Genomic DNA, 15,564 nt, shown 5'->3' on the forward strand with positions numbered 1-15,564 from the left:
TCTCATGAGGTTTATCAAATTTGTACTTTTCATATTCTTATTTGTTTATACAACATCCTCATTTGCGCAAGACATTCAATTATTCCAACAGTTTAATGGTCGCTATGATTATACTGCCATTGGTAATACACTTAATCCTTTTGAAAATAATTTAGATTTCAGCTTTTGCTTTCCTTTAGAATCGTCTAGTGCAGATTTAAACCTACCTGCTTCTACGACTATTACAGCTGCTTATTTATATTGGGCTGGATCTGGAAGTGGTGATACTAATGTTACACTTAACGGGCTCTCTGTTGAAGCAGATGATACTTACACTGTAGATTACATTGAGAACTCAAATACATTGACCTACTTTTCTTGTTATGCTGATATTACGAGTTTTATAATTTCCGAAGGAAATACAACCTACGAATTATCAGATTTAGATATCACCGAAGCATTAACAAACAATAGCACTTACTGTACAAATCGTACAAATTTTGCAGGATGGAGCATTTATATTGTTTATGAAGATGCAGCACTACCGTTAAATCAAGTGAACTTATATCAAGGTCTAGAAATCATAAATAGAAATAATCAAGAAAAAATTATTGAAATTGATAACCTCAATGTGATTGATAATGTTGGTGCAAAAATTGGTTTTTTGGCTTGGGAAGGCGATAATAGCCTGAATTATGGAGAAAGCTTATCTATAAATGATAATGTGATTTCAAATCCGCCATTAAATTTTGGCGATAATGCATTTAATGGCACCAACACGTTTACAAATTCTAGCACATATTATAATTGTGATTTAGACGTTTATGATATCCAAAATAACATCACTATTGGCGACACGAGTGCTACTATAAAATTAACAACAGGTGACTTTGATGCTAACGGACAATTTAGAGCAGATTTAATCATTATCAATAATATTATTACGGTTTTAAATAGTCAATTACCAGACGCTACAATAGTTCTAGATGACTATATTATAAATTGTGGTGATAGAACTATTGTGGTTGATTACACGGTTTTTAATAGCAATAGTACAGAGATATTACCAGCAAATACTCCAATTGCTTTTTATGCTGAAGGGATACTCATTGGACAATCACAAACGCAAAACGATATTACTATTGGTGCTTCGGAAATTGGCTCGATGACATTAACCTTACCAGATGAAATAGGTGATATTTTCCTTTTAACATTAGTTGTAGATGATGATGGAACAGGAAATGGAGTCGTTCCAGAAATTATTGAAATAAACAATATTGCTGAAAGTATTATAGAATTATTGGTCTTACCTCCTATTCAAATATTACCTGATTACATTGGATGTAATGAAGGTTTTAATAGCGCTAATTTTGATTTGGTTGACATTTTTTTGGTTTCAGAAAATATACTAAGTGAAATCTCATTTTATGAATCTTTAGAAGACTTAGAAGCCAATGAGAATGATATCATAAATCCAGAAAACTACTCTAACTCTAATAATCCACAAATCATTTATGTTAAAGTAGATAATGCACCTTGTTATGATATTTATGAATTTGAGGTGTCTGTTGAAAATTGTCCGCCTAATGTTCCCGAAGGTTTTTCTCCCAATGATGATGGCACTAACGATTGGTTTAATATTCAAGGCTTGTACGATATTTTTGAAAACCATGAACTCAAAATATTTAATCGCTACGGAACCTTAATCTTTGAAGGTCACAATAATAAAAAATGGCACGGACTTGTAAATAGAGGCCTAAACAATCACGGAAAAATTGTTCCTGTTGGGACCTACTATTACATTTTAAATCCCAATGATGCAGGTTATAAACCTTTAATGGGTTGGGTTTATGTGAGTTATTAGTTTACTAAAAAAACATTTTTTTACTTCTCTTTTGTAACACACATCAAACTTTATTTTTAGATGATTTTTGTCCTAAAAAATTGATTATCATAATACTAAAGAAGAAAAATACTCTCTATTAATTTTTACAGACGTTTTTGATAAAGACAATCTTACTTTAAAAAGTAATAAAATTATAATCAGTCAAGAAGAAATTACAAGTAGTACTGCTGTATCGCTAACAAAAATGATGAGAATAGAGAATGTTTATGAATTAGAAATTTTAGACCAAAAAGAAAACTACACAATTAAATTATCTCCAGAGTACTTAGCCAAATTCAAATTTATTTACATTAAGAAGCACATTTGGAAAAAAGGAAATCCATATATAGCTACCTATTCTAATACTTTATATGGATTTATGTGAATTATTACAAGCTTACAAACTTATCACTGTAGGAAAAATATTTCACAATGTTAAAGTTTAACGTATTTCATCGTATTTTTTTGTATTTCATCTTGATTACTGCTATTTTTCCACTTTATTAGTATTTATAAATGTTATCAACCCAAATCGATAAATAATAATACCCAAAACTTAACCGCTTTCAAATGAACTTTTTCAAAAAATCCCTCAGTAGTTTATTATGTTTATTCTGCTGTATCGTTAGTGCTCAGCAAATTAGTATTGATAACTCGTTTAACGAACAAGAACTAATAGAAAATAACCTTATTCAAGGTTGCGTAGAAACTTCTAATATCCAATCACAGTTTAACGGTGAAATTAATGGTTTTAACAGTTTTGCTTATTTTGAACGTGCAGGATCTAGTTTTCCTTTTGAAAACGGAATCATGCTATCTACAGGTAATGCTATCTCTGGAGGTAATACACAAAACAATGCTATTTTAAATGAAGGTCAACCCAATTGGGGAACAGATCCAGATCTTGAAGCTGCATTAGGTATTACAGGAACAGTAAACGCAACCTCTATTGAGTTTGACTTTATATCTGTAACTAATCAAATAAAATTCAACTACATATTAGCCTCTGAAGAATATTTTGGAGACTTTCCTTGTAATTATTCTGATGGTTTTGCTTTCTTAATAAAACAAACAGGAACAACAGATCCTTATGAAAATATTGCAGTGATTCCAGGTACAACAACGCCTGTTAATACAAATACCATTCATGATGATATTGTTGGATTTTGTTCAGCATCAAATGGAGAATATTTTGAAGGGTATAACATTGGAGACACTAATTATAATGGTAGAACTGTTGTAATGACAGCTATGGCAGATATTCTACCAAACGTTCAATATAGTATTAAACTGGTTATTGCAGATCAAACTGATAAAAATTACGATTCGGCTGTATTTATAGAAGGTAACAGTTTTAATGCTACGGTTGATTTAGGTAATGATATTCAAACATGTGCTAGTACTGTAACATTAGATGGTAACATTGATAATATAGATGCAACATACACATGGTTTCTTGATAGTAATGTACTAACTGGAGAAACACAGTCTACATTGAATGCAACACAAACGGGAGTTTATACTGTTTTTGTTGAAATTCCTTTGGCAGGTTCAACTTGTGTTATTGAGGATACTGTTAATGTAATTTTGAGTTCAACACAAGCTGCAGATGCAATTACAGATTATGAGTTATGTGATGATACAAGTGGTGATGAACAAGAAATTTTTGACTTATCGACTAAAGATGCTGAAATATTAGCTTCTGTACCTAATTCTAGTTATAATATTACTTATCATTTAACTGCTAGTGATGCTCAAAGTGATAGTGGTGTTATATCTGGCACATTTCAGAATTTATCAAACCCACAAACCATATATATTAAAATAGAAGATACTATCAATGGGTGTTTAGCATATCAAAGTTTTGATTTAATTGTAAATCCATTGCCAATTGTAACTGCTCCAACACATTTAATTGCTTGTGCAGATAGTGCAGCAGATGGTACTACACTCATCGATTTATCAGAGAAAGATGATGAAATCACAAACGGTAATTTAGATTTAGTAGTTACTTATCACCTTACACAAAATGATGCTACAAATGGTATAAACGCAATTCCTTTACCATATGCAAATACAAATACTAACGAAACTATTTTTGTTAATGTAACAAACAGTATTACAGGTTGCTCTAGTACTACAACTTTATCTTTCGAAGTTATAAATAAGCCTGTTATTAATAATGGAGAACATTATATTGATGCTTGTGATGCAGATGAAGATGGTTTTGCAACATTTGATTTAAGCTCAACTATTGATGATATTTTACAAGGTTTAACTGGAGTCACAGTTACTTTTTATGAAACCCAAGAAGATGCAGATTTAGGCATTAATCCAATTGCAGATGAAACCAACTACTCCAACATCAATAATAATGTACAAACTGTATATATTAGAGTAGAAGATAATACCACTGGTTGTGCTTCAATTGCAGCTATAGAAATACATACTAATTTATTATTAACTGGTACAAACATTAAAGATATTGGTCTCTGTGATGAAAACAATAATGGTGAAGAGGCTTTTGATTTTAATGAAATTACAGATACATTTTTAGATGACCTTGAAGATATCATGGGTTACGAAATTAATATAGAATATTACTTAACCGAAGAAGATAGAGACAACCAAACAAATGCAATTGATACCACTGTATCTTTTACAACAACAGAGAATCCTCAAACAATTTACATGCATATTTCGAGTCCTTCATGTGGTGAGGATGCAGAATTTGATTTAATATTAAATCCAATTACAGAATTTGATCCAATTGACACCCAAATTATTTGTGATGAAGATCAAGATGGTATCACTAATATCTATTTAAATCAATTTAATACTTTAATAACTAACGGTCAACCAGATTTCACAGTACGCTATTTTGCTACAGAAGAAGATGCAGAAAACAATGAAAATGCATTACCTGTAGTATATACAAATACAAATACGACTGAAACCATTTATACGAGAATTACATTTGGACCTACTTCTTGCGCAGATGTTAACTCTTTTGATATTCAAGTCTTGCCTGCTCCATTATCTAATGAGCCAACAGGCATTATTATATGTGATGATGATCAAGATGGAGTTTCAATTATTAATTTGAATTCTAAAATTAGCGAAGTAGTAGATGATCAAACCAATATAAATATCACTTTTCATACTACATTTAATGATGCAGAAGATGACATAAATGCTATCACATCTACAGCTTTTTATCCTGCTTCTACAGATACTATTTTTGTGAGAGTTGAAAATGCAATTTCGGGTTGTGCTAGTATAGAAAGTTTTGAAGTGATTGTAAATACATTACCAATAATTAATGATATAAGTCTTTATAAATTTTGTGAAATTGGTGATGATGATTTTGGTGAATTTATCTTTTCATCTCAAGATTCTGAAATTTTAAATGGTCAAACGGGTAAAGAAGTATTCTATTTTGAAAATGCTACAGATGCAGCAAACAATACCAATCCAATTGATAAAGATGCTGTTTATGTTAACTTATCAAACCCACAAACTATCTATTTGCGTGTTGAGAACATAACAGATCCAGACTGTTTTTCTACTTCATCTTTTCCAATTGAAGTAGGTACAAATCCTGAATTTAATGAGCCAACAGATATTTTCATTTGTGACGATCAAACCAATGATGGTAGTGTAAATTTTGATTTTAATGTTCAATTAAATGAAATCATAGATAACTTACCAGAAATTCAAGAAGTAACGTTTCATGCATCACAGTCAGATGCTCATAATAATGAAAACTCATTACCTCTTAGTTTCGACAATACGGTAAATCCACAACAAATTTATGTGAGAATAAATAATGGTTCTATTTGTGAGTCTTACACATCATTTGTTCTAAATGTTATTGCAGCTCCAGATGTAAATGAGTCAATTCCATTAGAGCAATGTGACGATGATTATGATGGGATAACAACATTTGATTTAACACAAACAGAATTTGATATTTTAGACGTAAGACAAGATAATATTGTCATTACATACCATGTAACAGCTGATGATGCTTTAGCACAATTAAACGCAATACCAGATCCAACAAATTACACTAACCTTACAAATCCTCAAACAGTTTATATTCGTGTAACTAACACTATTTCAGATTGTTTCGTTACACTACCATTAGAACTCATTGTTAATCTTCCTCCTGTATTTAATCCAATAAGCAGCTTTGAAATCTGTGATACTGAAACAGATACGACAGACTTAACACAAATAAACGCAGCTTTATTAGATGAAACTGAAAATGTGATTGTAACATATTTTTCTTCGGAAGCAGATGCACGTAATCAAGAAAACGCTTTAAACAACGATTACGCATATCTTACCAATAACGATTTATTATTTGCTCGTATAGCATTTTCTACGACACAATGTTTCATCATTCATTCTTTAAATTTGGTTGTAAACCCCTTACCAGTGGCCAATCAACCTATTGATTTAGAATCATGTGATAATGACTTTGATGGTTTCTTAGAGTTTAGTTTAACGCAACAAAACGCACAAGTATTAGGTACTCAAGAAGCAAACGACTTTACAGTAAGCTATTATTTAGATCAACTATTAGCAGAAGAAGGTGTTGATGCTCTTGGAGACTCTTATGACTCTATGACTAATGAAACCATTTATGTTAGAGTAGAAAACAACACAACTGGTTGTTATAGTACGACCTCATTTATGATTATTGTTTATGAAAGACCTATTTTAGATATAGGAGATCAAGTTGTTTGTATAGATAACCTACCACTTATTGTAAGTGCAAACACCAATAACGTAGGAGACATATACCAATGGTCTACTAATGAATCAACACCAGAAATTGAAATTACAGACATTGGCACCTATTCTGTCACAGTTACCACACCAAATGGATGTGTAACAACAGAAGTCTTTGAAGTCATAGAATCTGAGTCTGCAACAATTGAAATTACAGAAACTGTTGATTTTTCAGACCCAAATAATATTACAGTGACTATTAGTGGTATTGGTAATTACTTATATCAATTAGATAATTTTCCACCTCAAGAATCTGGATTTTTTGAAAACGTAACTTTAGGATACCACACTATTACAATTATAGATTTAAATGGATGTTCAGAAGTTAGTAAAGAAATCGTGGTCATTGATGCTCCTAAATTCTTTACACCAAATAATGACTCTTACTTTGATACATGGCATATTACAGGTGTAGAAAACTTAACAGGAACTATGGTTTACATCTATGATCGCTACGGAAAATTGCTAACCACATTAGACTCGCAGTCTAGAGGTTGGGATGGCTACTACAACGGAAACCTTATGAGATCTAGTGATTATTGGTTTGTTGCAGATGTCAAAAAAGGTAATATTGAGTTTCAAGTGAAGGGACACTTTTCTTTACGACTATAATTCACTTAAAAACAGCACAAACATCTGAATAAGTAGTTTATCCAAAAAAGCACCTCTTAAACTAAAAATACTCAGTAATGGGTATTTTATAGTTAATTTTACGTTCTACATTTACTATTCCCAAAGTAAATGTAGAATGACTTAACCTATATCACAATTAGTTACTAATAATGATAAGGGATTACTATAGCTTTTTTATACTGTTTTTTGTTTTAATTACTGGAGTTCATGCGCAGCAAATTACAACAGATGACACACTACCCCTTCTGTCACTTATAGAAAATAACTTTGGTCAAGGTTGTGTTGAAATATCAAATATTTCATCATCAATTAATGGTTCAATTAATGGGCTTTCAAGTTATGGTTCTTTTGATAAAGCAACCTCTAATTTCCCTTTTGAACATGGAATTCTACTAAGTACAGGTAATATAAATTCCGCAGGAAATACAATTAATACGAGTCCGTTAAATGAAGGTGGTAGTAATTGGGGAACAGATTCCGATTTGGAAAATGCACTCGCAATAACAGGTACTATAAACGCTACAGCAATTGAGTTTGACTTTATTTCCGTAGCAAACCAAATTCAATTTAATTATTTACTAGCTTCCGAAGAATACCTTGGCACCAACCCTTGCTCCTATTCAGATGGTTTTGCTTTTTTAATTAGAGAAGCAAATTCTACTGGACCTTTTACAAATATTGCTATTATTCCTGGCACGTCAATTCCTGTAAACACAAACACTATTCATGATGAAATTGTTGGGTTTTGTCCAGCATCAAACGACACTTTTTTTGATGGTTACAATCTTGGAGACACTAATTATAATGGACGTACAATCGTTTTAACTGCAACTGCATCTATACAACCCAATGTACAATACAGTATCAAATTAGTGATTGCAGATCAAGGTGATGAGTTTTATGATTCCGCAGTATTTATTGAAGGAAATAGTTTTAACGCAGCGGTTGATTTAGGTCCAGATATTGTGACTTGTGGAGATTCTGTTGAGCTTAATGGAAACATAGAAAATAGTCAAGCAAGCTACGAATGGTTTCAAAACGGAACTCCAATTGCTGGTGAAACTAATCCAACTTTAGAAGTTACTGAGACTGGAACCTATAGAGTAGAAATTAGTATTACATTAAATAATACCTCATGTGTTATAGAGGATGAAGTTGAAGTCACCTTAAATTCTGAACAAGCGTCAGGTGAGATTTCAGATTATTTAATTTGTGATGATCCTTCAAATGATGGTTTAGAAACGTTTGACCTATCCACCAAAGATTTTGAAATAGAATTCCTATTACCTCCATCAAATTATAGTATTACGTATCATATTTCTTCGCAAGATGCGCAGAGCGGAGAAAACCCATTACCTAATAATTATCAAAACACATCGTCTCCTCAACAAATTTTTGTTCGTACAGAAGATTTAGACAATGGATGTTTGGCATTTGCGTCATTTAATATCATTGTTAGTGAACCTCCTGTACTTGACGAACCAACAGCATTGATTGTTTGTGATGATGGGATTGCAGATGGATTTACGATGATAAATCTAGATGAAACGACTAATGAAGTCACTAACGGAAACCCTAATCTTTATGTAAGCTATCACTATTCTCAACAGGATGCTAATACTGGTGATAATGCTTTATTTTCTCCATACAGCAATATTAATCCTAATGAAATCTTATACATTAGAGTGTATGATGCTACCACAGGATGTACCAATACTACGTTTGTAGATATTTCTGTACTAGATAATCCTATGGTAGATACAACTAATCCACAATACATTAACGCTTGCGAGGAAAACGAAAATGGCATAGCCGATTTTGACCTAACCAGTATCATAGAGGATCTCTTAGACGGTTTAACTGGTGTTACAGTAACCTTCCACGAAACTAATGAAGATGCACAAACAGGAAATAATCCTATTGCAGATCCAGATACTTACCAAAATATTGTTCCTGGTTTACAAGATATTTATATTCGTATTGTAGATGAAGATACAGGTTGTTTTGTTATTGTGCCATTAGAATTACATAGTAACATTCCTGAAAGCGGATTTGGTGGTGACCTCTATAACGTGTGTGATGATATTTCTGCAGATGGTATCGCAGATTTTGATTTAAACGAAGTTGAACTGGACTTACTTAATGGCTACGACGAATTTGAAATAACGTTTTATGAAAGCGAAGACGACCTTACTAATGGTGTAAATCCTATTGATAAAACAATTCCTTATACTGTATCAACGAGTCCAACTACGATTTACGTTACAGCAATAGACGGAGAATGTGCATCAAATTTAACTATTAATTTAATAGTCTATCCTCCAGTTGATATTCAAGGACTTGGTGAAGTTGATTATTGTGATGAAGATACAGATGGTTTTACCACCATTTTTTTAGAAACATTCAATACCTATGTTAGTACAGGTGTTAATGGTGCTAATGTAAAATATTTCTTAACCGAAGAAGATGCGATTAATGACGAAAACTTCTTAGAACCTTATTATGCTAATGTTTCTAATCCGCAAGTGGTTTGGGTTAAAGTCACAAATTCAAATACAGGTTGCTATGATATTGCTCCTTTAACAATCAATATCTCAAATGCTCCAATTGCTAACAATCCAACAGATATTATAATTTGTGATGATGATCAAGATGGGATTTTTAATGTCGATTTAACACCAAAAATTACAGAAGCTGTATCAAATACTAACAATCTCAATATTACATTTTATAACGATTATAATAATGCTTTTAATGCTGAAAATGAGATTGCAACACCTGAGAGTTATGATACCACATCACAATATATTTTTATAAGAGTTGAAAATGCATCTACAAGTTGTTTTACAATCGTTTGGTTCTACACTTACATTAATACTGAACCTGCTTTTATACCAATTACTAATTTTGAAAACTGCGAAGCAGATGGTAATGGTATAGCAGATTTTTACTTTTATTTAAAAGATACCGAAATCCTTAATGGTCAAGCAGGAAAAGATGTCTTGTATTTTGAAACTGCTCAAGATGCGATAGACAGAACAAATATCATTGATAAATATTCACCATATCAAAACACGTCAAGTCCACAAATAATGCATGTTCGTGTTGAGAATTTCACAGATATTAGTTGCTTCGGAACATCGCAGTTTGAATTAGAAGTTGGCTCTCTCCCACCATTTAACGAACCTATAGATATTTTTGTCTGTGATGATATTTCTAACGACGGAATTGAAAATTTTGATCTCAATCTTAAAATTTTAGAAATTTCCGAAGGCATTACTCAAACATTAAGCATCTCATTTCACCCATCTCAATACGAAGCAGATCAAGACCTTAATGAATTCTCTTTAGATTTTGATAATTTTACAAATCCGCAACGAGTATATGCAAGAATTGAAAACGGAACATATTGTCACTCCACTATAGATTTTGACATCAATGTAATCCAGGTTCCAGATGTGAATGCTCCATCAGATTTAATACAATGCGATACAGATTATGATGGTTTTGTGAGTTTTAATCTTACCGATGTTGAAGTTGAAATTTTAGACGTTAGACAAGATGATATTGTGATTACATATCACGAATCTTTTAATGGTGCAGAAACAGATTCTCAACTTATTAATAATCCGGAGAATTATACGAATACATCAAATCCACAGACAGTTTACATCAAAATTAATAATACGGTTTCAGATTGTTATGTGACCTTACCTATTAATTTAATTGTCAATCTTCCACCTGCTATCATTGATTTTCAGACCTTCCAAATTTGTGACAACATACTAAATGAGTTTGACCTGAGTATTATAAATACCGAAGTTACTAACGAAACAGGAACCCTAATTAGCTATCATAATTCATTGACAGATGCACAAGCAAACGCAAATTCTATAAATACAAATTATACATATCTCAGTAATAATGACACAATATTTATACGATTAGAAAATCCAACTACAGGATGTTGGACCACTTATAATTTTGATTTGATTGTCAATCCATTACCTATTGCCAATATGCCATCCACATTCTTAGCTTGTGATGATATGGCCAATGATGGTGAAGAAAACATCGACTTAACACTTCAAAACAATGAAGTATTAGGTTCTCAATCTAGTACACTTTACACTGTAACGTATTACAATAATGATGCAGACGCTAATAATGGTAATAATAGTTTACCCAACGATTATATAGCTAGTAACGGTGAAATTATTTTTGTAAGACTAGAAAACAATTTAACTGGCTGTTATGATACCACTCAATTCGATGTGCTCATTTATGAGCATCCACAACCTGCACAACCCATTATTTTATGTGATGAAGACTATGATGAGAGTACCACATTTGATTTAACGGTTTCAGAAAGTGATTTGTACTCCATTATGCCAGATTACATCACAATTTCATACTTTGAAACTCAAGAGAATCTAGACTTAGATACAAATCCAATTTTAAACCCAACGAATTATACTAATAATTCAAATCCTCAAACCATATACATCAAGGCATTTAACTCACTTGCCAATTGTTATGCCACTGTACCTTTAGAGCTTCAAATTAATTTACCACCAGCAATCAATGATTTTGAAACTTTTGAAATCTGCGATAATGCAACAAGTAGTTTTGATTTAAACACAATAAACTCAGTCATAGTTGATAGTAATACAAACGTTTTATTGAGTTATTATGATAATTTAAATGATGCTCAAAATAGTACCAATACTCTAGACTCAAATTACATTTACGCAACAACAAGTGACACTATTTATATTAGGATAGAAAATGAAACGACAACATGTTTCTACATCTACCCTTTTCAACTAACTATTTTACCATTACCAATTGCAAATCAACCTGATCCATTAGAGGCTTGTGATGATGATTTTGATGGCTTATTCAATTTCGATTTAGAGCAACAGGATAGTCAAATTCTTGGAAATCAAAATCCAAATAACTTTACAGTGACTTATCATTCTACAATTGAGAATGCCAACTCAAATACTAATGCATTACCTACAAACTATGACGCTCAATTATTTGAGACGATATATGTACGTGTAGAAAACAACATAACTGGATGTTATAATTTAACAGAATTTATAACCTTAGTAAGACGTAAACCAGAAGTAGCAATTCCAGATCAAGTGGTTTGTTTGGATAATTTACCATTATTAGTTAGTGCTAATACAACTATTTTTGGTGATTCTTATTTATGGTCTACTGGTGAAACCTCATCAGAAATAGATATTACAGATATTGGTACGTATTGGGTAACAGTAACTTCTGAATATGGTTGCGAAACCACAAGCGTATTCAACGTTACAGAGTCTGAAGCTGCAACTATTAATTTTACTGAAACTGTAGATTTTTCAGACCCAAATAACATAACAGTAACAATTAGTGGTATTGGTAATTACTTATATCAATTAGATGATTTTCCACCACAAGAATCTAACTTTTTCGAAAATGTTACTTTAGGCTATCATACCATAACAATTATAGATTTAAATGGTTGTGCAGAAGTCACTAAAGAAATTGTTGTTGTTGATGCACCAAAATTTTTCACTCCAAATAACGATGGCTATTTTGACACGTGGCATATTATAGGTGTTGAAACTTTACCTGGCACTATCGTTTACATCTTTGATCGTTACGGGAAATTGATAAAAACATTAACCCATGCTTCTTTAGGATGGGATGGTTATTACAACGGAAATCTCATGAGAGCTAGTGATTATTGGTTTTTAGCAAAAGTTAGAAAAGGTGATATTAATTTTGAAGTTAAAGGGCATTTCTCTTTGCGTTTATAATATAATCTTAACATTTTTTAAGGTTTAAGAATTCTATCTATCCTTATCTTTGCAATTGTTAAAATTGTAAATGAAAACAACCCTTAAAATCTTATGCTTTCTATCTACAGTAATGGCTTTTAGCCAAAATATTACAGTAGATAGTCAATCGTACACAGCACAAGAATTAATAGAAAACATCCTCATTGATAGTGATTGTATTGATAATGTGAATGTTACTAATGTAGTAGGTGGTGATTTTTCTTCATCAGATAAAAGCTATGGCTTTTTTGATGCTACTGGTACAACATTTCCTTTTGAAACAGGTATCGTTATGAGTACTGGACGATTGTCAAACGTACCAGGACCTAACACAACACTTAGTGATGACGATGCTCCAAATTGGACTGGTGATATCGATTTAGAAAATGCTCTGAATGAAAATAATACAACCAATGCAACCATTTTAGAATTTGACTTTACATCTGTAGCCTCAGAAATTAGTTTTAGATATCTTTTTGCTTCGGAAGAATATCAAGAAGGAGATTCAAACACATGTAATTACTCAGATCTTTTTGGATTCCTAATTCGACCTACAGCTGGTAATCAATATACAAACATTGCATTAGTACCAGAAACCGATACACCAGTAAAAGTAACCACTGTACATCCCGAAATTCCTGGAGGCTGTCCTGCAGAAAACGAAGCTTATTTTGAAAGTTTCAATTCTGCTGTATCTCCAATAAATTTTAACGGACAAACGAAAATATTAACTGCAACAGCACAAGTAATACCTAATGAAACTTACCATGTAAAACTGGTGATTGCAGATGAACAAAATTTCAGATTTGATTCTGCAGTATTTTTAGAAGCAGGTAGTTTTAGACTTTCAACAGATTTAGGTCCAAACCTATTGGCTAATAGTGGTAATGCTATTTGTGGTGATGATACTTATACTATTCAAACTAACGAACCTGGAATCAACAACAGTTATAAATGGTTTAAAGACGGTGTTCAACTTTTAACAGAAACCAATTCTACTTTAGTTATTGACGAAGCAGGAACTTATAATGTTGAGGTTACTTTAGATAATAATTGCTTGTCTTATGGTGAAGTCGTTATTGAATATGCAGATAATCCCATCGTTTTTGACTCGGTTTTAGTTGAATGTGATCAAAACCAAGACGGATTAACATTTTATAATTTGTTTTCTTCGGAAAATAGCGTCACCAATAATGATCAGTCCATTTTTATAGCAAATTTTTTCTTAACAGAAAATGATGCAGAAAACGACATAAACGCTATTGCTAATTACGATAATTTTGAAAACACCATTCCGTTTCAAACCGTTTACGCTCGTGTAGTAAATCAAGCCAGCTGTTATAGTATTGCCGAAGTAGAGCTTCAAATATCTAACAATACTGTTTTTATTCCAACGCTTGAAGCCTGTGATGGAGACGATTTAGATGGTTTTGCAGATTTTAATTTAAATGATATCTCGATGTCGATTGCAAATCAAATTCCAATGGATGCAACCATTACGTTTTATGAAAGCGAAATAGATGCTTTTACAGAAACCAATGGTATATCTGGCACATTTCAGAATACAATACCAAACACACAAACGATCTTTGTAAAAGTAGAAAGCAATAATCAATGCTACTCGATTTCTTCTGTAGAATTAGAGGTTTTATATACGCCTGTTTTATTAGAAGACGAGACGTTCATTTACTGTTTAAACAGTTTTCCAGAAACCATCACTTTGTTTGGAGGCGTTCTCAACGATGCGCCAAATAACTATTACTATGAATGGTTATTCAACGAAACTTCTACTGAAAACAATACCACCTTCAACGACATCAATGAAGTTGGAACCTACACTGTCATCGTTACAGATCCCAATGGATGCTCATCAAGTAGAACATTAACCGTTTTACCTTCAAGTGATCCAGTAATTGAAGATGTGATTGTTACTGAAGGCATACAAAATAATACGGTTACCATTATTGCTACTGGTGATGGTGAATTTGAATATGCACTAGATAATCCTGATGATGGTTTCCAAACCGAAAATACATTCATTAATGTCATACCTGGTTTTCATACCGTTTTTGTTCGTGATACTAATGGTTGCGGAATCACAGAACAAGTGATTTCAGTCTTAGGTTTCCCAAAGTATTTTACGCCTAATGATGATACATTTCATGATAGATGGCAAGTTTATGGTGTAAACTCAAACTTTAATCAAGGTACAAGTATTCAGATTTTTAATCGCTACGGAAAATTGCTCACCCAATTCACTAATGAAAGTGCAGGTTGGAACGGGACTTTTAACGGTCATCCTCAACCTAGCGATGATTATTGGTTTTTAGTCACTCTAATTGATGGTAGAACTTTTACTGGACACTTTGCGTTGAGACGATAAGCTAAACTTTTAATTATCAAATCATTAATATTGCTTAACTTTAGATT

At 32.1% G+C, this 15,564-nt stretch carries 5 protein-coding genes; all 5 read left to right on the top strand.

The window, feature by feature from the left end; translation table 11 throughout:
* Window positions 1-4: 4 nt before the first annotated feature.
* The 5 genes from IM744_RS18735 to IM744_RS18755 all read left to right on the top strand — a co-directional run bounded on the left by IM744_RS18735 (window position 5) and on the right by IM744_RS18755 (window position 15,517).
* Window positions 5-1,843 carry a T9SS type B sorting domain-containing protein gene (locus IM744_RS18735; RefSeq protein WP_194509708.1) on the top strand — a complete coding sequence of 613 codons (1,839 nt, stop codon included), beginning with the start codon at window positions 5-7 and terminating at the stop codon, window positions 1,841-1,843.
* A 226-nt stretch (window positions 1,844-2,069) separates the two neighbouring features.
* Complete coding sequence (locus IM744_RS18740) at window positions 2,070-2,249, top strand: hypothetical protein (protein WP_194509709.1); 180 nt, start codon at window positions 2,070-2,072, stop codon at window positions 2,247-2,249.
* A gap of 185 nt (window positions 2,250-2,434) precedes the next feature.
* Complete coding sequence (locus IM744_RS18745) at window positions 2,435-7,276, top strand: T9SS type B sorting domain-containing protein (protein WP_194509710.1); 4,842 nt, start codon at window positions 2,435-2,437, stop codon at window positions 7,274-7,276.
* 170 nt (window positions 7,277-7,446) lie between these two features.
* Window positions 7,447-13,113, top strand: coding sequence for a T9SS type B sorting domain-containing protein (locus IM744_RS18750; protein ID WP_194509711.1), 5,667 nt, complete (start codon window positions 7,447-7,449; stop codon window positions 13,111-13,113).
* A 70-nt stretch (window positions 13,114-13,183) separates the two neighbouring features.
* The gene (locus IM744_RS18755; protein WP_194509712.1) at window positions 13,184-15,517 is read left to right on the top strand and encodes a choice-of-anchor L domain-containing protein; all 2,334 of its coding nucleotides are present in this window, start codon (window positions 13,184-13,186) and stop codon (window positions 15,515-15,517) included.
* The last annotated feature ends 47 nt before the right edge of the window (window positions 15,518-15,564 follow it).

The organism is Psychroserpens luteus, from assembly GCF_015319355.1.
GTDB lineage: Bacteria > Bacteroidota > Bacteroidia > Flavobacteriales > Flavobacteriaceae > Psychroserpens > Psychroserpens luteus.

What these genes read in the sequence shown, in the direction of transcription:
- IM744_RS18750 (WP_194509711.1), top strand. Translation starts at nt 7,447, where the DNA reads ATGATAAGGGATTACTATAGCTTTTTTATACTGTTTTTTGTTTTAATT.
- IM744_RS18745 (WP_194509710.1), top strand. Translation starts at nt 2,435, where the DNA reads ATGAACTTTTTCAAAAAATCCCTCAGTAGTTTATTATGTTTATTCTGC.
- IM744_RS18740 (WP_194509709.1), top strand. Translation starts at nt 2,070, where the DNA reads ATGATGAGAATAGAGAATGTTTATGAATTAGAAATTTTAGACCAAAAA.
- IM744_RS18735 (WP_194509708.1), top strand. Translation starts at nt 5, where the DNA reads ATGAGGTTTATCAAATTTGTACTTTTCATATTCTTATTTGTTTATACA.
- IM744_RS18755 (WP_194509712.1), top strand. Translation starts at nt 13,184, where the DNA reads ATGAAAACAACCCTTAAAATCTTATGCTTTCTATCTACAGTAATGGCT.